General features: G+C 45.3%; 19 protein-coding genes. 18 read left to right on the top strand and 1 reads right to left on the bottom strand.

The annotated features are described in order from the left end of the window. Positions 1–5: 5 nt before the first annotated feature. From flgK to ftsX, 17 genes are all read left to right on the top strand, one after another. Complete coding sequence (gene flgK, locus VP472_RS17300; RefSeq protein WP_015387629.1) at positions 6–1,523, top strand: flagellar hook-associated protein FlgK; 1,518 nt, start codon at positions 6–8, stop codon at positions 1,521–1,523. 11 nt (positions 1,524–1,534) lie between these two features. Continuing rightward, positions 1,535–2,452: a flagellar hook-associated protein FlgL gene (gene flgL, locus VP472_RS17295; protein WP_003151396.1), complete on the top strand. Its 918-nt coding sequence runs from the start codon at positions 1,535–1,537 to the stop codon at positions 2,450–2,452. Positions 2,453–2,542: 90 nt separating this feature from the next. Further along, on the top strand, positions 2,543–3,112 hold the full coding sequence (locus VP472_RS17290) for a DUF6470 family protein (RefSeq protein WP_003151397.1): 570 nt from the start codon (positions 2,543–2,545) through the stop codon (positions 3,110–3,112). Between the two features lie 29 nt (positions 3,113–3,141). Further along, entirely contained in the window at positions 3,142–3,573 is a 432-nt protein-coding gene (gene fliW / locus VP472_RS17285; RefSeq protein ID WP_060657507.1) for a flagellar assembly protein FliW, read from the top strand. After that, complete coding sequence (csrA, locus tag VP472_RS17280) at positions 3,567–3,791, top strand: carbon storage regulator CsrA (protein ID WP_003151402.1); 225 nt, start codon at positions 3,567–3,569, stop codon at positions 3,789–3,791. The genes fliW and csrA overlap by 7 nt, the downstream gene beginning before the upstream one ends. Before the next feature lie 144 nt (positions 3,792–3,935). Then, positions 3,936–4,922 (top strand): flagellin N-terminal helical domain-containing protein, encoded by a 987-nt coding sequence (locus VP472_RS17275; protein ID WP_015387631.1) that lies wholly within the window; start codon positions 3,936–3,938, stop codon positions 4,920–4,922. 250 nt (positions 4,923–5,172) lie between these two features. Continuing rightward, entirely contained in the window at positions 5,173–6,693 is a 1,521-nt protein-coding gene (locus VP472_RS17270) for a flagellar hook-associated protein 2 (protein WP_146275628.1), read from the top strand. A 19-nt stretch (positions 6,694–6,712) separates the two neighbouring features. Beyond that, positions 6,713–7,114, top strand: coding sequence for a flagellar export chaperone FliS (fliS, locus tag VP472_RS17265; protein WP_003151407.1), 402 nt, complete (start codon positions 6,713–6,715; stop codon positions 7,112–7,114). Beyond that, positions 7,114–7,458, top strand: coding sequence for a flagella biosynthesis regulatory protein FliT (gene fliT / locus VP472_RS17260; protein ID WP_003151410.1), 345 nt, complete (start codon positions 7,114–7,116; stop codon positions 7,456–7,458). The genes fliS and fliT overlap by 1 nt, the downstream gene beginning before the upstream one ends. A 9-nt stretch (positions 7,459–7,467) precedes the next feature. Continuing rightward, a complete protein-coding gene (locus VP472_RS17255) occupies positions 7,468–7,845 on the top strand; it encodes a DUF8042 domain-containing protein (protein WP_146275626.1) in 378 nt (125 codons plus the stop codon). 194 nt (positions 7,846–8,039) lie between these two features. Next, positions 8,040–8,606, top strand: a complete 567-nt coding sequence (hpf, locus tag VP472_RS17250; protein ID WP_146275624.1) for a ribosome hibernation-promoting factor, HPF/YfiA family — start codon at positions 8,040–8,042, stop codon at positions 8,604–8,606. 166 nt (positions 8,607–8,772) lie between these two features. Beyond that, the gene (secA, locus tag VP472_RS17245) at positions 8,773–11,298 is read left to right on the top strand and encodes a preprotein translocase subunit SecA (RefSeq protein WP_003151414.1); all 2,526 of its coding nucleotides are present in this window, start codon (positions 8,773–8,775) and stop codon (positions 11,296–11,298) included. Positions 11,299–11,372: 74 nt separating this feature from the next. Further along, positions 11,373–12,474 (top strand): peptide chain release factor 2 gene (gene prfB / locus VP472_RS17240; RefSeq protein ID WP_096034905.1). Its coding sequence is split into 2 segments (ribosomal slippage): positions 11,373–11,444 and positions 11,446–12,474, totalling 1,101 coding nucleotides; the frame shifts between segments, so codons are not numbered across the junction. Positions 12,475–12,643: 169 nt separating this feature from the next. Beyond that, complete coding sequence (locus VP472_RS17235; RefSeq protein ID WP_146275622.1) at positions 12,644–13,492, top strand: YitT family protein; 849 nt, start codon at positions 12,644–12,646, stop codon at positions 13,490–13,492. A gap of 35 nt (positions 13,493–13,527) precedes the next feature. Next, positions 13,528–13,869 carry a cytochrome c551 gene (gene cccB, locus VP472_RS17230; protein ID WP_003151417.1) on the top strand — a complete coding sequence of 114 codons (342 nt, stop codon included), beginning with the start codon at positions 13,528–13,530 and terminating at the stop codon, positions 13,867–13,869. A 218-nt stretch (positions 13,870–14,087) separates the two neighbouring features. Further along, on the top strand, positions 14,088–14,774 hold the full coding sequence (gene ftsE / locus VP472_RS17225; RefSeq protein ID WP_003151418.1) for a cell division ATP-binding protein FtsE: 687 nt from the start codon (positions 14,088–14,090) through the stop codon (positions 14,772–14,774). After that, positions 14,767–15,657 (top strand): permease-like cell division protein FtsX, encoded by an 891-nt coding sequence (ftsX, locus tag VP472_RS17220; protein ID WP_013353766.1) that lies wholly within the window; start codon positions 14,767–14,769, stop codon positions 15,655–15,657. The genes ftsE and ftsX overlap by 8 nt, the downstream gene beginning before the upstream one ends. 46 nt (positions 15,658–15,703) lie before the next feature. Here ftsX and VP472_RS17215 read toward each other — a convergent pair whose 3' ends face one another. Then, positions 15,704–17,110 carry a right-handed parallel beta-helix repeat-containing protein gene (locus tag VP472_RS17215; RefSeq protein WP_102422850.1) on the bottom strand — a complete coding sequence of 469 codons (1,407 nt, stop codon included), beginning with the start codon at positions 17,108–17,110 and terminating at the stop codon, positions 15,704–15,706. A gap of 206 nt (positions 17,111–17,316) precedes the next feature. Here VP472_RS17215 and ctpB point away from each other — a divergent pair, with 206 nt between their 5' ends. Continuing rightward, complete coding sequence (ctpB, locus tag VP472_RS17210; RefSeq protein ID WP_404977408.1) at positions 17,317–18,678, top strand: carboxy-terminal processing protease CtpB; 1,362 nt, start codon at positions 17,317–17,319, stop codon at positions 18,676–18,678. The last annotated feature ends 4 nt before the right edge of the window (positions 18,679–18,682 follow it).

Below are 18,682 nucleotides of genomic sequence, written 5' to 3'. Positions count from 1 at the left end.
TTTCAATGCCATCGACTTTTATGGGGCTCGAAACAGCAAGGCGTGCATTGAGTGCGCAGCAGACTGCATTGAGCACAGTTTCAAATAACGTTGCAAATGCAAATACAGAAGGATATACGAGGCAGCGCGTCACATTACAATCGACGAGTCCTTATCCCGCAGTATCAAAAAACAGTGATCTGACGGCCGGCCAAATCGGAACAGGAGTAAAAGCCGGTTCAGTTGAGCGCGTCAGAGACAGTTTTTTAGACTATCAGTACAGAACTGAAAATACAAAATTAGGGTACTATACAGCCCGTTCCAATTCATTGTCGCAAATGGAAGGCGTCATGAAAGAGCTTGACAATAACGGATTAAACGGATCGCTCAGTTCGTTTTGGAATGCCCTTCAGGATCTGGCGACGAATCCGGAAAATACGGGAGCGCGCTCAGTTTTGCAGGAGCAGGGGAAATCTCTTGCCGAAAGTTTTAACTATATATCTACCTCTTTGACTAACATTCAGGGTGATATTAAAAAGAACCTGGATAACACAGCTGATCAGGTCAATTCCATTCTCAATCAGCTGAATGACCTTAACAATCAAATAGCGGCAGTTGAGCCGAGCGGTATGCTCCCTAATGATTTGTATGACCAAAGAGACAGATTGATTGATCAATTATCTTCTATGGCAAATATAAAAGTTTCATATAATAAGTCGGGCGGACATGCCTTGGCGACTGCTGAGGGCACGGTTAACGTCGAATTGCTGAATGGAAACAACAATTCTCTCGGTACGCTGCTCGACGGTAACACAAAAACAGTTTCAGAAATGAAAATCAACTACGACAAGGACAGCGGACTCGTGTCGAGTGTGTCAGTCGGCAGCAGTACGGTCAATGCGGATGCATTTACCGGAAAAGGCTCACTTTTAGGTCTTATTGAATCATACGGCTATATGTCAAATGGAGAAGAAAAAGGGCTTTATCCTGAAATGCTGACGGCTCTTGACAATATGGCGCTATCCTTTGCTGACGCGTTTAATGCAGTTCATGAAAAAGGGAAGACCTATACAGGCGAACAGGGTGCAGCATTTTTTGATTTCAGCGGCGGTGAAGCGGTGCCGGCAAAAGGTGCGGCAGCGAAAATAAAAGTCAGTGACAAAATCCTTGCGTCTACTGATAATATCGCAGCGTCGTTAAACGGAGAAAAAAGTGACGGCACAAACGCGACAAATCTTGCAGCCGTACAGAACAGCAAGCTGACTATTAACGGTGAAACCACTACAATTAATGACTTTTATGAATCCCTTATCGGAAAGCTGGGCGTTAATTCACAAAAAGCGGCCAATCTTATGAACAACTCTGAAAGCAACACCCTTTCAGCCGATGAACGGAGACAATCAGTCAGTGCAGTGTCTTTAGATGAAGAAATGACAAATATGATTCAGTTTCAGCACGCTTATAATGCGGCTGCGCGGATCATAACGATGCAGGATGAAATATTCGATAAAATTATTAACGGTATGGGCACCGGAGGAAGATAGGAGATAAGTAAATGAGAGTAACTCAAGGGATGATCGCAAAAAATTCTCTTCGATTTATCGGCTCAAGTTATGACAAGCTCGATCGGCTTCAGCAGCAAGTGTCTACGGGGAAAAAAATCACGAAAGCTTCTGATGATCCGGTCGTCGCAATGAAGGGAATGCAGTACCGTACTCAGCTTGCGCAGGTAAACCAGTATCAGCGGAATGTTTCGCAAGGTTTTACATGGCTGGAAAACTCGGAATCAAGCGTAAACTCGGAAACGGATATTATGGGGAAAATCCGGGATTTGATGGTTCAGGCGAAAAGTGATTCGAACGGTGAAACAGAATTGAAAGCAATCGGTACAGAAATCGGCCAGCTGAAAAAGCAGCTCGTTTCTGTCGCGAATACTCAGGTAAACGGACGTTATCTGTTTAACGGAACAAATTCAGACGTCCCGCCGATCACTGAAAATGCCGACGGCACATATACGTACAACTATGAGAATTATACCGGTGCTTCGGATGTTAACATCAACATCTCAAACGGAGCAGTGCTGAAAGTGAATTCTGATCCAAACTCAGCTTTCGGAGGCGTCGCACAAAATGGAGATAATGTATTTGAATTTCTCAACTCCTTAGAAGCTTCTTTAAGCAAAGGCACGCTGTCCGAAGCAGATTCAAATCAAATTCTGTCAGATATCGACGGTTTTACTGACAAAATGAATGCTGAAAAATCCAATATCGGCGCACGCACAAACCGGTTGGAACTCATTCAGACAAGATTGGAATCACAAGCGGCAACCGCTGAAAAAGTATTGTCGGATAATGAGGATGTAGAAATGGAAGATGTAATTGTTGATTATTTATCTCAACAGACGGTTCATAGAGCAGCGCTGTCAGTGAATGCGAATATCATTCAGCCGTCACTGATCGACTTCCTGAAATAATATAACTATCGTCTTCAATATATAAAAAAAGCGACTCACAACAGGGAGATCGCTTTTTTTACTAAAATACTATAAATAGGAGGGATCTCTGTGCAGATGCCGAGATTGATTATTGACAGTGTGCCTGCTAAAATCGGTATAACCTTTCAAAAGGAAGAAATCGAGATGGAACAGCCGCCCGCTGACCTGGAAATCGAGCAGCCGCCGGCAGAGCTGAACATTGAAAGCACGCCGGCCAAACTGACGATTGACCAGACGAGGGCGTGGGAGAACTTGAATCTCAAATCATTTGAAAAGCTGAACGCTGAAGCCGCTCAAAAAGGTGCGGAAGCCTGCAGCGAGTTTATCGCAAAAACAGTCAGGGAAGGGAAGGAAATGGCGGCTATCGAAAAGAAAACGGGCAATGTGATGGCCCGGCAGGCAGCAGATGTCAGTCCGCCCGATCCATTCGGCGAATTCAGCGACTTTCTGCCTGCGCAGTTTCTCGTCGACATTGACTGCATTCCTTCAAAGCTTACGATTGATATTGAAGCCCGCAAACCTTCAATTGAAGCAGCCGTCAATAAACCTGTATGGAATTATACGCCGGGGAAAGTTCAGATTGATATGATGCAAGACCCTAAGGTGACGATTTCGGTTGATGATGGCAACGCAGAATAAAAGATGAAAGTGGTAAAGGATTGTGAAGCATGATAATTAAAACAAAATATCACGGAGAAATCAGAATAGATGAAGGGCAGATTATCTCATTTGAAAACGGCCTGCCGGGATTTAATGAAGAGACTCAATTTGTTGTTCTTCCTTTGTCGGAAGATTCACCGTTTTTGGCGCTGCAGTCTGTGAAACAGGAGCACATCGCCTTTATTGTCGCCAGTCCGTTTATTTTCTTTAAAGGGTACGAATTTGACATTGACCAAGCGACGCTTGAGCTTTTGCACATTGAAGATATAGAGGACGTCGAAGTGATGGCGATTTTAACACTGGAAGAGCCTTTTGAAAACACGACCGCCAATTTAAAAGCGCCGATTATCGTCAATAAAAAGGAAATGAAGGCGAAACAAATCATTTTACATGATGCTTCCTATGAAACAAAACATCTGATAGGAGGAGGATCATGCTAGTTCTCTCAAGAAAAGTGAATGAGTCCATTCAGATCGGGCCGGATATTGAAATAAAGGTGATCGCCATCGAAGGAGAACAAGTGAAGCTGGGTATTGAAGCGCCTCAGCACGTAGATATTCACCGGAAAGAAATCTACTTGTCGATCCTGGAAGAGAACAACAGAGCCGTATCTTTTAATACTGATTTATTACTTAACTTATCCTCACAAAAAAAGTGAGGATTTTTTTATTTTCAATATAAACAATAGAAGCGGCCATCCGATATATATATTGTAGCCAATGAGAGGAAAATTTTTCTTCAGAAATGATGCTGCGCAAATGCACAAGGACGTGCGAAAAACAATTCAGGGAGGAAATACAAAATGAGAATCAACCACAATATCGCGGCTCTTAACACAAGCCGTCAGCTGAATGCAGGTTCAAACGCTGCTTCTAAAAACATGGAAAAATTATCTTCAGGTCTTCGCATCAACCGCGCCGGTGATGACGCTGCGGGTCTTGCGATCTCTGAAAAAATGCGTTCTCAAATCCGCGGTTTAGACATGGCGTCTAAAAACGCTCAAGACGGAATCTCTCTTATCCAAACATCTGAGGGTGCATTGAACGAAACTCACAGCATTCTTCAGCGTATGAGCGAGCTTGCTACACAAGCGGCTAACGATACAAACACAGATTCTGACCGTTCTGAGCTTCAAAAAGAGATGGACCAATTAGCGTCTGAAGTAACAAGAATCTCTACTGACACTGAGTTCAACACGAAGAAACTTCTTGACGGAACTGCGCAAAACCTGACGTTCCAAATCGGAGCTAACGAAGGCCAAACAATGAGCCTGTCTATCAATAAAATGGACTCTGAAAGCCTGAAAGTTGGTACGACTTACACAGCAAATGATGACGGTTCTAAGCTTGTAACTGCAGATGGAAAAGAAGCAACACTTGTCACTGACGGTTCTAAAGGGCCGAATGGCTACTATGACGATGCTGATAAATTAGTTTATCAAGCTGACAGTGCATTAGCTAAAGATACAAAAGTAACAAAAGGTATCGACATCTCTTCTTCAGCTAAAGCTGCGTCTTCAGCTCTTACAACAATCAAAACAGCTATCGACACAGTATCTAGCGAGCGCGCTAAACTTGGTGCGGTTCAAAACCGTTTAGAGCACACAATCAACAACCTTGGTACTTCTTCTGAGAACCTGACTTCTGCTGAATCACGTATCCGTGACGTAGACATGGCTTCTGAGATGATGGAGTACACGAAAAACAACATCCTTACTCAGGCTTCCCAAGCTATGCTTGCGCAAGCTAACCAACAGCCTCAGCAAGTTCTTCAATTGCTTAAAGGTTAATGACGGAAAGATCCTGGTTCTCCAGGGTCTTTTTTTTATTTCTTCAGCTATCTCCCCCTTCAGCAAGCCAAAGAGCCCTATTGACAAAATGAAACATTATATTTTGCAGTTAAATTATTGAAAACCTTTTAATATGACCGATATAAGAATAAGATCATACATTTATGGAGCTGTGATATGATAAACAGTCGGAAACTCACTGTTGTCATAGAGCCGTCTACGACTAAACGCCGAAAAGGAGAGGGTACATATGGTCACAAGAATCACAGGCCTTAATTCCGGTCTTGATGTAGATTCTCTGGTGAAAAAAATGATGGATGCCGAAAAGCAGCCGCTTAATAAATTAAACCAGCAAAAGCAGACGCTTGAATGGAAGCGCGATGCTTATCGGGAAATGAATACCCAGATTGCCGACATGTATTCTACTACATTTAATAATATGCTGATGTCCACAAACTGGAATAAAAAAACAGTAACAAGTTCGGATTCCAGTGTCAGCGCGGTGGCTGTCAGTGCTGAACAGAATATTTCAACGAGCATGTCTGTACAGCAGCTGGCTACGCCGACGACATATAAATCATCGGGCGCTATCAATTTCACTTCGGGTCAGAGCCAAACATTGAAATTCAATGTCACAAATCCGGGTGAAACGAAGCCGACTGAGGTAAACGTCACGATCGCCGCAACCGATACGATTGATGATGTGGTCACCAAACTGAACAGCTCGGGTCTCGGAGTGACGGCTTTAAAAGAGAAAATCTCCAACGGCTCGAATTATGTGGACACGATTGCGTTCACTTCCAATAAAACGGGCGAAGGGTTTATCCTTTCAGCAGGTGATGACGCGACCAAAAGCTTTCTGAAAGATCAGCTCGGTTTTGCCGTTGATGATGCAACAAATGAACTGACGGCCAATGCCGAAGGGAAAAACGCGAAGTTTACGTTCAACGGGCTTGAAATGACAAAAACGTCAAATAACTTTACGATCAACGGCATCAAATACACGCTGAACAGCGTGACGGACAGCAATAAAACGGTTACGATTAACAGCACGACTGATACGGACGGCATTTTTAACAACATTAAAGATTTCGTTGATAAATACAATACGTTAATTAAAAGCGCAAACGAGAAGGTGACAGAATCAAAATACCGCGATTATAAGCCGCTAACCGATGAACAAAGAGAAGCAATGACCGATAAGCAGATTGAGCAGTGGGAGGCAAAAGCCAAAAGCGGTTTATTACGGAGCGACAGCACGCTGCAGAACGGTTTGGCGGAGATGCGGCTTGATCTGTACTCAACGGTTACGATTGACGGGAAAAAATATCAGCTTGCCGATTTCGGAATTGAGACGTCTGATAGTTATACGGATCAAGGAAAGCTTGTCATTAAAGACGAAGCGAAACTGAAACAGAAAATTACCGAGAATCCTGCTCTCGTGGCTAAACTGTTTAATGCAGACAGCCCTGATACAGCGAAAACCAAAAACCCGGAGGAACAGGGGATTGCCCGGAGATTAAAAGACACATTAAATAAAATGCAGATTCAAATTTCAAAACAGGCGGGTACGGAAAGCTCGGTATCAACCAGCTTTGCCATTGGAAAAAGCCTGGATGAAATAGAAACAAATATTTCCAATATGAAAACGAAGCTGGATGACATCGAGACGAGATATTATAAAAAGTTCAGCGCACTGGATACGGCATTGGAGAAATTGAACAGCCAATCTTCATATCTCACGTCAATGTTAGGATCTTCAACATCATAACCTTGGAGGTTTTATAAAAATGGCAATAAATAATCCTTTTGCTGCTTATCAGCAGACATCCGTCTTTACAGCCGCTCCGGAAGAGCTGACCCTTATGCTTTATAACGGCTGCCTGCGATTCATTAAGCTGGCAAGGCAGGCGATGAAGCAAAACAACCTTGAAGCCAAAAATGAAAATATCGTAAAGGCGCAAAACATCATTCAAGAGCTCAGCATCACGTTAAACCGGGAGATTGAGATTTCTGAGCAGATGTCATCAATCTATGATTACATCCGCCGCCGGCTGATCGATGCGAACGTGCAGAATAACGGAGAGTTTTTAGATGAAGCGGAAAAGCTCGTTACTGAATTTCGCGACACGTGGAAGCAGGCCATGCAGAGTGAACGGAAAAACAGCCATGGCGCGGGCGGCCTTGCCTGATGAACAGCAATGTCTTTTCTTTGTATAACGAAACGAAGAACATGTACGCTGCACTGAAGGACGCCCCGGAAAGCGACGGTCTCATCAGCAGCGTTACGGCATTTACGGAGAAAAGGGAGGAGATGCTTGCGGGCATAAAGCCGCCTTTTTCCGAAGAAGAAAAAACGCTGCTTCAGCAGGTGGCCGCGATGGACCGTCTGATTACCGGCGAAGTGAAACGGATTCAGGATGGCATCCGAAATGAAATAAAAACGCTTAAGAAAAAACGAATCTACCATAATACGTATTTCAATCCGTATCAGCAAACGACAAGTGACGGCCGTTATTACGACAAACGCAAATAGGTGAGTGTTTTGAGAAGTTTGAACGATTACCATTTGGTGTCAGCCTATTACCAGCTTCTTTTTACGATTGATGAGGGGCTTTGCTACCTGTTGGACACGCAGGATGATTTTTTTAAGACGGAGGGCGAGCGGATTTACAACGATTTGATTCATGCTTTTTTTCATCTCGATTCCTCTCATGCACTTCTGCTGTCTATCATTGAGTGCCGATGCGTGGAGACGGCGATCCGCTCATTTGACGAGATCTTTCAGGATTTCAGCATGTTAAATGATTATGATTTCCCGTCCGCCCCTTTTCAGGAGTTTTTAAAAACCATCTTTCTGCCGCATTATAAGCTATGGATGGAGCAGACGCACGACTGCATCAAACCGTATGTTCTTCACTAGACCTGCTGCAAGCGGCAGGTCTTTTGCCTGCGTCCTTTGCATATACTTATAATCCTGCCGGACGCTGCCGGATAAAACCGACACCATTCGTCATCGTTCACCGAATTTACACATTATTTTAACGTTTCAGCAGGGATCAGAAGGGGTAAAAGAGAAATAGTTACATATCCTTAGATAAAGGGAGGCGTTCTTTGATGAACTACAATATCAGAGGAGAAAACATTGAGGTTACACCTGCGTTAAAGGATCATGTGGAGAGAAAAATCGGCAAGCTGGAACGATATTTCGAGCAGAGCGTCAATGCCGATGTGAACGTCAACTTAAAATTCTATAACGATAAGGAATCCAAAGTTGAAGTCACCATTCCGATGACTGATCTGGCGCTTCGTTCTGAAGTGCATAACGAGGATATGTACAATGCAATTGATCTCGCAACAAACAAGCTGGAACGTCAAATCCGAAAGCATAAAACAAAAGTCAACCGAAAATTCCGCGAGCAGGGTCTTCCGAAACATTATTTCGAGAACGGCAGCGCTGCTGATACGGGCATAGCGGTTCAGGACGAAATTGAAGATGACAGCCCGGAAATTGTCCGTCAAAAGCGTTTTAATTTAAAACCGATGGATAATGAAGAAGCGATTCTCCAAATGAATATGCTCGGACATAATTTCTTCGTATTCACCAACGCGGAGACGAATCTCACAAATGTCGTTTACCGCAGAAATGACGGCAAATACGGATTAATTGAACCGACTGAATAAACCCATCCAGCCTTCCGTGAACGCGCGGAAGGTTTTTCTCTATCTTTATCTGCAAATTCTTTGGAAATAGCAAAAGGTATGTTATGATAATGAGAGGTATACATGGACAGAAAATTATCATTTATTCCATGCAAAATCTGCATGTGAACATAGAGGAGCGTTATAGATGCTTGGGATTTTAAATAAAATGTTTGATCCGACCAAACGTGCGCTGAACAAATACGAAAAAATAGCAAATGACATTGATGCCGTAAGAGGAGATTATGAAAATCTCTCTGACGAGGCGCTTAAAAATAAAACAGCAGAATTTAAAGAGCGGCTTGAAAAAGGAGAAACGACGGATGACCTTCTTGTCGAAGCGTTTGCCGTCGTTCGTGAAGCTTCCCGCCGCGTAACCGGCATGTTCCCGTTTAAAGTGCAGCTCATGGGGGGCATCGCCCTTCATGAGGGGAACATTTCCGAAATGAAAACAGGGGAAGGGAAAACGCTGACGTCTACGCTTCCCGTGTATTTAAATGCCTTGACGGGAAAAGGCGTTCACGTCGTAACGGTCAACGAATATCTGGCGAGCCGTGATGCCCAGCAAATGGGAGAAATCTTTGCGTTTCTCGGGCTTACAGTCGGCCTGAACCTGAATTCGATGTCAAAAGACGAAAAACGCGAAGCTTACGCAGCCGATATCACGTATTCAACGAACAATGAACTCGGCTTTGATTATTTGCGTGACAACATGGTGCTCTATAAAGAACAAATGGTGCAGCGCCCGCTTCATTTTGCCGTTATTGATGAAGTTGATTCAATTTTAGTCGATGAAGCGAGAACGCCATTGATTATTTCCGGACAAGCTCAGAAGTCCACAAAACTGTACGTGCAGGCAAATGCGTTTGTCCGCACACTCAAGAAAGATCAGGATTATACGTATGACGTCAAAACGAAAGGCGTTCAGCTGACGGAAGAAGGAATGACGAAGGCTGAAAAAACGTTCGGCATCGACAACCTGTTTGATGTCAAAAACGTGGCCTTGAACCACCATATCAACCAGGCTTTAAAAGCCCATGCGGCGATGCAGAAAGACGTGGATTATGTTGTTGAGGACGGCCAGGTCGTCATCGTTGATTCCTTCACCGGCCGTCTGATGAAAGGACGCCGCTACAGCGAAGGTCTTCACCAGGCGATTGAGGCGAAAGAAGGCCTGGAGATTCAAAATGAAAGCATGACATTGGCGACGATTACGTTCCAAAACTATTTCCGTATGTACGAGAAGCTGGCCGGTATGACCGGTACCGCAAAAACGGAAGAGGAAGAATTCCGCAATATTTATAACATGCAGGTTGTATCCATCCCGACCAACCAGCCGGTCATCCGTGACGACCGTCCGGACTTGATCTACCGCTCAATGGAAGGGAAATTCAAGGCGGTGGCGGAGGATGTCGCCCAGCGCTACATGACCGGACAGCCGGTTCTTGTCGGTACGGTTGCCGTTGAAACGTCTGAATTGATTTCTAAACTTCTGAAAAACAAAGGGATTCCGCATCAGGTGCTGAATGCCAAAAACCATGAGCGTGAAGCTCAGATTATTGAAGAAGCGGGACAAAAAGGCGCTGTCACGATTGCGACCAACATGGCGGGACGCGGAACCGACATTAAACTCGGCGAAGGTGTAAAAGAGCTTGGCGGCCTTGCAGTCGTCGGGACGGAACGTCACGAATCCCGCCGGATTGACAATCAGCTCCGCGGACGTTCAGGACGTCAGGGAGACCCGGGCATCACACAATTTTATCTTTCAATGGAGGATGAATTGATGCGCCGTTTCGGAGCTGAACGGACGATGGCGATGCTTGATCGGTTCGGTATGGATGACTCCACGCCGATTCAGAGCAAAATGGTGTCACGCGCCGTGGAATCATCTCAAAAACGTGTCGAAGGAAACAACTTCGATTCACGTAAGCAGCTTCTTCAATATGACGACGTGCTCCGTCAGCAGCGCGAAGTCATTTACAAGCAGCGTTTTGAAGTCATTGACTCTGAAAACCTGCGCGACATTGTGGAAGGCATGATCAAGTCTTCTCTGGAGCGTGCGATTGCCGCTTATACGCCGAAAGAGGAGCTTCCGGAAGAATGGAATCTTGACGGCCTCGTGGAGCTGGTGAATTCAACGTATCTTGATGAAGGCGCGCTTGAAAAGAGCGATATCTTCGGAAAAGAACCGGATGAAATGCATGAGATGATCATGGACCGCATCATGACAAAATATAATGAAAAAGAAGAGAATTTCGGTACAGAGCAGATGCGTGAATTTGAAAAAGTCATCGTATTGCGTGCCGTTGATTCAAAATGGATGGATCATATTGATGCGATGGATCAGCTGCGTCAAGGGATTCACCTTCGCGCTTATGCGCAGACAAATCCGCTGCGTGAATATCAAATGGAAGGTTTCGCAATGTTTGAGCACATGATTGAGTCCATTGAGGACGAAGTTGCGAAATTCGTCATGAAGGCCGAGATTGAAAGCAATTTGGAACGCGAAGAAGTTGTTCAGGGCCAAACGACGGCTCATCAGCCGCAGGACGGCGATGAGGCCAAACAAGCGAAAAAAGCGCCGGTCCGCAAAGTTGTGGATATCGGACGCAACGCGCCTTGCCATTGCGGAAGCGGAAAAAAATATAAAAATTGCTGCGGCCGGACAGAATAGTCTGGACTGTATGAAGCGAACATGACCGGGTCTGCGTCTTATGGCGCCCCGGATCTTTTAATGAGGTGAATGGAATGGAATTATCAGAAATCAGGGCAGAGCTCGAAAATATGGCTTCTCGTTTAGCGGACTTCAGGGGGTCTCTTTGACCTCGAATCAAAGGAAGCCCGCATTGCAGAATTAGATGAAAAGATGGCGGAACCGGAATTCTGGAATGACCAGCAGAAGGCCCAAACCGTCATCAACGAAGCGAACGGTCTGAAGGAATACGTGAACTCCTATCATCAGCTGAGCGAGTCTCACGAAGAGCTGCAAATGACGCATGATCTTTTAAAAGAAGAACCTGACCAGGACCTTCAGCAAGAGCTTGAGAAAGAGCTGAAGTCATTAACGAAGGAATTGAATGAATTTGAGCTTCAGCTGCTGCTCAGTGAACCATATGACAAAAATAATGCGATTTTAGAACTGCACCCGGGCGCCGGCGGTACGGAATCCCAGGACTGGGGTTCCATGCTGCTCAGAATGTATACCCGCTGGGCGGAAAGACGCGGCTTCAAAGTTGAAACGCTTGATTATCTCCCGGGAGATGAAGCAGGAATTAAGTCTGTCACACTGCTTATTAAAGGCCACAATGCATACGGCTATTTAAAAGCGGAAAAAGGCGTACACCGTCTCGTGCGGATTTCTCCATTTGATTCATCAGGCCGCCGTCACACGTCATTCGTGTCATGTGAAGTCATGCCTGAATTCAATGAAGAAATCGACATTGATATTCGTACCGAAGATATTAAAGTTGATACGTACCGGGCGAGCGGTGCCGGCGGACAGCACGTCAATACGACTGATTCAGCCGTTCGGATCACCCACCTGCCGACAAATGTAGTCGTCACGTGCCAGACGGAACGCTCACAAATCAAAAACCGCGACCGGGCGATGAAAATGCTCAAAGCGAAGCTGTATCAGCGCAGAATTGAAGAACAGCAGGCGGAGCTTGACGAAATCCGCGGCGAACAGAAAGAAATCGGCTGGGGCAGCCAAATCCGCTCGTACGTCTTCCATCCGTACTCCATGGTGAAAGACCACCGCACCAATACGGAAATGGGGAACGTGCAGGCGGTTATGGACGGAGATATCGATATCTTCATTGACGCCTATTTACGTTCTAAACTGTCGTAATCCGGGAACACACCTGCCTTTGGCAAGGTGTGTTTTTTTATCCGTTCTCTTTTTCCATTTTTCACAACAGCGCTTTAGCAAATTAATACGGTATTTGGCTGTTATTTACTTCTAAGCCGGGAAGACTTAAAATGCTATCGAGAGAAAATCGGAGAACGGAGGATTTTGCATGGATGTGAATCACAATAAGCCGCTCCGTCTGATCAAAGATTACATATATATCATGGTCGGTGCGGCGATTACAGGGGTCGTGTTTAACGTATTTTTGCTGCCGAACCGTATAGCAGCGGGGGGAGTAAGCGGGATCAGCACCATTTTAGAAACGTTTGGTTTTGAACCGGCTTACGTGCAGTGGATTATTAACATCCCTTTGTTTATCGCCGGAGTGATCATTCTCGGCGGGAAGTTCGGAATGAAGACACTGGTCGGTTCCATCGTTCTGCCGCTCGCCGTCTTTTTAACAAGAGATCTGCCTGCCGCGACGACCCATGAACTGCTGGCGGCGATTTTCGGAGGCGTCGGGATCGGAACGGGAATCGGCATCGTGTATCTCGGCAAAGGCTCAACAGGGGGAACGGCTCTGGCGGCGCAGATCATTCACAAATACACGGGGCTGTCGCTGGGAACGTGCCTTGCCATCATGGACGGATTAATTGTGCTGAGCGCGATGCTCGTTTTCGGAGTGGAGCAGGGACTGTATGCGATGCTCGGGGTATTTATTTCGAGCAAAACGATTGATGTCGTGCAGGTCGGGTTCAACCGCTCCAAAATGGCTTTAATCATTACGCAGCATGAAGAAGCCGTCAGATCGGCTGTGTTTAAAGAAATCGACAGGGGTGTGACGAAGATTTCCGCAGTCGGCGGGTATACGGAACATGACCGGCCGATCTTAATGTGTGTCGTCGGTCAGACCGAATTCACAAAACTGAAACAAATCGTCAAACAAATTGATGAGTCAGCCTTTGTCATTGTCGCAGACGCAAGCGAGGTGCTCGGCGAGGGTTTCAAACGCGCGTAAACGAGGTTATAATAGCGGAGGGGTGCATCTTACATATGAAATCAAAATGGGCGCTGCTGGCGCTGGTTCTGACCATGTCCGTCCTGCTGGCGGCATGCGGCGGATCCAATGAATCGAAAAAAGAAAGCTCTGACAGCTCAGGCGGATCAAAAGCATCTGCGTCAGCGGGCGAAGAGCTTTATCAGCAAAGCTGTATCGGCTGTCACGGTAAAGACTTAGAAGGCGGCGGAGGTCCGAATTTACAGGAAGTCGGCGGGAAGTATGATGAAGCTAAAATTGAAAGCATCATTAAAAACGGACGCGGCAATATGCCGAGCCATCTTGTAAATGATGAGGAAGCCGCGAAGATCGCAAAATGGCTGTCACAGAAAAAATAACAGAAAAACCTTGCCTGTTATAGGGGCAAGGTTTTTTCTCGGTCTGGGAATGAAAAGAAACTGTAATAGTAATATGTCTAAATTTGACGTATAATGAAGTGTACTGAGGAAAAGGAACTTTCAGATTTTTCATCTGTTTCCTGACGAATCGGCCATAAACCGCTGTACGTTTGCGAACTCTATGGCTGCAAGACATAAATAAAAGATTAGGTGATTTCATGATAGAGATGAAAGAAGTATATAAATCCTATCCGAACGGTGTAAAAGCGATTAACGGGCTGTCAGTCATGATTCATCCCGGAGAATTTGTATATGTCGTAGGACCGAGCGGAGCCGGTAAATCTACTTTTATTAAAATGATTTACAGAGAAGAAAAACCGACAAAAGGGCAAATATTGATTAATCATAAAGATCTCGCGGCTGTGAAAGAAAAAGAGATTCCTTTCGTGCGGCGTAAAATAGGTGTTGTTTTCCAGGATTTCAAACTTCTTCCGAAATTGACGGTATTTGAAAACGTAGCGTTTGCGCTTGAGGTTATCGGAGAGCAGCAGTCAGTCATTAAAAAACGCGTGCTCGAAGTGCTCGATCTTGTGCAGCTGAAGCATAAAGCGCGGCAGTTTCCCGACCAGCTTTCCGGAGGAGAACAGCAGCGTGTTTCCATCGCAAGATCCATCGTCAACAATCCTGACGTCGTGATAGCTGACGAACCGACGGGCAACCTTGATCCGGTAACATCATGGGAAGTGATGAAGACACTGGAAGAGATTAATAACCGCGGAACGACCGTCGTGATGGCGACACACAATAAAGAAATAGTAAACACCATGAAGAAACGGGTCATCGCGATCGAAGACGGAATTATTGTGCGTGATGAGTCAAGAGGGGAGTATGGTTCTTATGATTAAAATTCTCGGGCGCCATTTGCGTGAGAGTTTTAAGTCTCTCGGAAGAAATACGTGGATGACATTTGCATCCATCAGTGCCGTTACCGTTACATTGATTTTGGTCGGCGTGTTTTTAGTCATTATGCTGAACTTAAACAACATGGCTAAAAATGCTGAAAAAGAAGTGGAAATTAAAGTATTAATCGATCTGACGTCAAATAAGAAAACGCAGGATACGCTGCAGAATGAGATTAAAGACATCTCGGGTATCCAAAGCGTAGAGTTTTCATCTAAAGATAAAGAGCTTGATCAATTGGTCAAAAGCTTCGGCGACAGCGGAAAGGCCATGAAAATGCAAGATCAGGAAAACCCGCTGAACAACGCGTTTATCGTCAAAACGACAGATCCGCATGATACGCCGAAAGTCGCGAAAAAAATTGAGAAGCTTGATCATGTGTATAAAGTGACATACGGGAAAGAAGAAGTCAGCCGTCTGTTTAAGATCGTCGGGGTGTCACGCAACATCGGGATTGCGTTAATCATCGGCCTTCTGTTCACGGCGATGTTCTTAATTTCGAATACGATTAAAATCACGATTTTCGCCAGAAGAAAAGAGATTGAAATCATGAAGCTTGTCGGCGCGACAAACTGGTTTATCCGCTGGCCGTTCTTCCTGGAAGGACTGCTGCTGGGGGTATTCGGTTCTGTCATACCGATCGCTCTCGTGCTGAGTACGTACCAGTCGATGGTCGCTTGGGTGGCCCCGAAAGTTCAGGGATCATTTGTTTCACTTCTGCCGTACAGTCCGTTTGTGTTCCAAGTATCACTTGTGCTCATTCTGATCGGCGCGGTGATCGGGGTATGGGGAAGTCTGACTTCCATCCGGAAATTCCTTCGTGTATAAATACAAAAGCCAGTCTGATATAGACTGGCTTTTTTTAATGGTCTCGTTACTGAATGACGGGCAGGGCCGGTGATCCGGGCTTTAATGTAAAGTCATAAGACGATTCGTCTCGGTACATCGGGTCCGCATAAATGGAATCCGAATCGTTTGCCGTTCCTTTTCGGTACGCTGTGAATGAATCATATTCTCTGTTCTTCCAATTCCAGATACCGTCTTTTCCCTCTTCTTTGTGATAGACGTTATGATTAACGGTATTTTCTTCGTTTTTCGTAAAATCATTTGCGATAAAAATCCGTGAATCGCTTGCCGTCATGATGTTTTTTTCGATCGTGTTCCCTTTTGTGCCGTACTGCAGGAGCAGCTGGCCGCCGTCAAGGTCCTTCGTGTCATTTCGGTACATGATGTTGTGAGCGATCACCGAATTGATGGTGCCGCCGCGTTTCGTGTCATAGCCTCCGATTGAAATACCGGTGTAAGCATTGCCGTACACCTTGTTATCCGTGATCCGGATATCTCGTGCGTATTTCCCTTTATGCTCAGAGGTGGCTTCAATCCCAAGGTCATTGTTGTAAACGGTGTTTTTCTTAATGTCCACATGTTCTGCGCCGTCAACGTAAATACCGCCCGCTGAATATTCATCTCCGTAAGCGGGATTTCCGTAAGAAGAGTTATGGCTCACCGTATTGTTTTCAATGATGCCGTTTCGCGCATAGTCGTTTTGCTTGGATGTTCCTTCGTATCCGATCACGTCAATCCCGATATTGTTATTGTCCCGGATGGTATTGCCGGCAATCTTAAATCCGTCAACATTTCCGTTCAGCACGACCGCTTCGCTTGCGCCGAGCGTCAGTTTTTCAACCGTATTATTTGTGATGCTGACATCCTTCATGGCGCCTGTGCCGTAAAATGCGATGCCGTGTGCGTTTCCTTCATCAGCCGTGGTTTTAATGTTCCGGATATGGTTGCCGTCAATGTTGATATGACTGCTTGATCCGGTGACGCAGATCCCCATGGCCGTCGCATCTTCTGATGATACGGAGAGATTCTCAAGCGTAACGCCGTGAATGGTAATGTACTGTTTATTGCGGATTTGAATTAACGGAGTTTCAGAATCGCTTTTTGGCGCAGATTTGCCGCTGATGGCGACATGCTCATTCTGATAGTTCCGAAATGTAATCGGCTTTTCGGCCGTGCCGCTGTGCTTTACTTCAAACGTTTCATCATATGTCCCTTCCCGAATCAATACGGTTGTTCCGGCCTCTGCCTTTTCAGCCGCATGTTTTAATGTGCGGAACGGCTTTTCTTTCGTTCCTTCATTTTGGTCGCTGCCTGCGGGAGAAACATACAGGGCGTCCGTCTGCGTTTTCTCATTGGCCTCTGTTTTTGGCCAGACAAAGGCGGTAATGCCTGCGGCCAGAACCGCCGCGGATAAAATCGATAATTTTATTTTCATATCGCATTCTCCTGTATATATAATGAATTGCATACAAAATATTATACGTTACCCATATATATGAAACAATCTCGCATTTTCATTTTTTTGTTGCCGTTACATGAATTCTTTGCAATTTACACATACTATCTCCAGGTTTTCGTAAAAGGACTAAGAGGAGGTAAACGATGAAGCAGAAAATGATCGCAGTGATAGCGGCCGTCAGCATGATGTGCGGCGGAGCCCATATTGCCGGGGCGGCACAGCCGAATTCATCAGACGCAGAAAGAAGCCGGGCAATGGAAAAAATCGAAAAAGCATATGAGCTGATCTCGAACGAATACGTGGAAAATGTAGATAAAGAAAAGCTTCTTGAAGGAGCGATTCAGGGGATGCTGTCTACATTAAACGACCCTTATTCCGTTTATATGGACAAGCAGACCGCTAAGCAGTTTTCTGATTCTCTTGATTCTTCTTTCGAAGGGATCGGCGCTGAAGTCGGTATGAAAGACAATAAAATCATTATCGTATCACCGTTTAAGCAATCTCCGGCAGAAAAAGCGGGCCTCAAGCCGAATGATGAAATCATCAGTATAAATGGCGTGTCAATGAACGGGAAAGATTTAAACGAAGCCGTGCTGAAAATCAGAGGAAAAAAAGGATCGAAGGTTTCTATTAAAATACAGCGTCCGGGTACTGAAAAACAGCTGTCATTCCGGATTAAAAGAGCGGAAATCCCGCTTGAAACCGTATTTGCTTCCCGCAAAGAATCAGGCGGTCATCATGTCGGCTACATCGGCATATCGACATTTTCCGAGCATACCGCCGAAGACTTCGCCGCGGCGCTGAAAAAGCTTGAAAAACAAGGGATTGACGGTCTCGTCCTTGATGTAAGGGGGAATCCCGGCGGCTACCTTCAAAGCGTCGAACAAATTTTAAAGCATTTCATCACAAAAGACATGCCGTATATCCAAATTGCGGAGCGTAACGGCGATAAAAAACAATATTTCTCAACCTTAAAACATAAGAAGCCGTATCCCGTCAATATTATAACAGATAAAGGAAGCGCCTCCGCTTCAGAAATTCTTGCGGGCGCGTTAAAAGAAGCGGGACATTATGACGTTGTCGGTGACACTTCTTTCGGTAAAGGAACGGTTCAGCAGGCCGTGCCTATGGGAGACGGGAGCAACATTAAATTGACGCTTTACAAATGGCTGACACCGAAAGGCAATTGGATTCACAAAAAAGGCATTGCTCCGACAATCGCCGTGAGCCAGCCGGATTATTTTGCGGCGGGACCGCTTCAGCTGAAACAGCCGCTTCAGCCTGATATGAACAGCGCGGATGTCAAACACGCCCAAATCCTGCTGAAAGGCCTAGGCTTCGACCCGGGCAGAGCGGACGGCTATTTCAGCAAACCAATGAAAAAAGCCGTTCTGGCGTTTCAAGACCGGTACAAGCTTGATAAAACAGCAGTCATTGATAAAAAGACAGCGGAAAAAATGAATCAGCTGATGAATGAGAAGAAATCTGACGAAAAAAATGATTTGCAGCTGCAAATGGCGTTAAAATCATTATTTGTAAAATAAATGA

Origin of the sequence: Bacillus sp. MT(2024) (assembly GCF_036362845.1) — a bacterium.
Lineage (GTDB): Bacteria > Bacillota > Bacilli > Bacillales > Bacillaceae > Bacillus > Bacillus velezensis.
Note: the sequence above shows the minus strand (reverse complement) of the source record. Positions and strands in the feature narration are given on the sequence as shown.

Excerpts from the sequence above, each read along its gene's own strand:
- VP472_RS17275 (WP_015387631.1), top strand. The coding sequence starts at position 3,936 with ATGAGAATCAACCACAATATCGCGGCTCTTAACACAAGCCGTCAGCTG.
- fliT (WP_003151410.1), top strand. The coding sequence starts at position 7,114 with ATGAACAGCAATGTCTTTTCTTTGTATAACGAAACGAAGAACATGTAC.
- ftsX (WP_013353766.1), top strand. The coding sequence starts at position 14,767 with ATGATTAAAATTCTCGGGCGCCATTTGCGTGAGAGTTTTAAGTCTCTC.
- flgL (WP_003151396.1), top strand. The coding sequence starts at position 1,535 with ATGAGAGTAACTCAAGGGATGATCGCAAAAAATTCTCTTCGATTTATC.
- fliS (WP_003151407.1), top strand. The coding sequence starts at position 6,713 with ATGGCAATAAATAATCCTTTTGCTGCTTATCAGCAGACATCCGTCTTT.
- ctpB (WP_404977408.1), top strand. The coding sequence starts at position 17,317 with ATGATGTGCGGCGGAGCCCATATTGCCGGGGCGGCACAGCCGAATTCA.
- secA (WP_003151414.1), top strand. The coding sequence starts at position 8,773 with ATGCTTGGGATTTTAAATAAAATGTTTGATCCGACCAAACGTGCGCTG.
- VP472_RS17270 (WP_146275628.1), top strand. The coding sequence starts at position 5,173 with ATGGTCACAAGAATCACAGGCCTTAATTCCGGTCTTGATGTAGATTCT.
- flgK (WP_015387629.1), top strand. The coding sequence starts at position 6 with ATGCCATCGACTTTTATGGGGCTCGAAACAGCAAGGCGTGCATTGAGT.
- ftsE (WP_003151418.1), top strand. The coding sequence starts at position 14,088 with ATGATAGAGATGAAAGAAGTATATAAATCCTATCCGAACGGTGTAAAA.
- cccB (WP_003151417.1), top strand. The coding sequence starts at position 13,528 with ATGAAATCAAAATGGGCGCTGCTGGCGCTGGTTCTGACCATGTCCGTC.
- VP472_RS17235 (WP_146275622.1), top strand. The coding sequence starts at position 12,644 with ATGGATGTGAATCACAATAAGCCGCTCCGTCTGATCAAAGATTACATA.
- fliW (WP_060657507.1), top strand. The coding sequence starts at position 3,142 with ATGATAATTAAAACAAAATATCACGGAGAAATCAGAATAGATGAAGGG.
- VP472_RS17215 (WP_102422850.1), bottom strand. The coding sequence starts at position 17,110 with ATGAAAATAAAATTATCGATTTTATCCGCGGCGGTTCTGGCCGCAGGC.
- csrA (WP_003151402.1), top strand. The coding sequence starts at position 3,567 with ATGCTAGTTCTCTCAAGAAAAGTGAATGAGTCCATTCAGATCGGGCCG.
- hpf (WP_146275624.1), top strand. The coding sequence starts at position 8,040 with ATGAACTACAATATCAGAGGAGAAAACATTGAGGTTACACCTGCGTTA.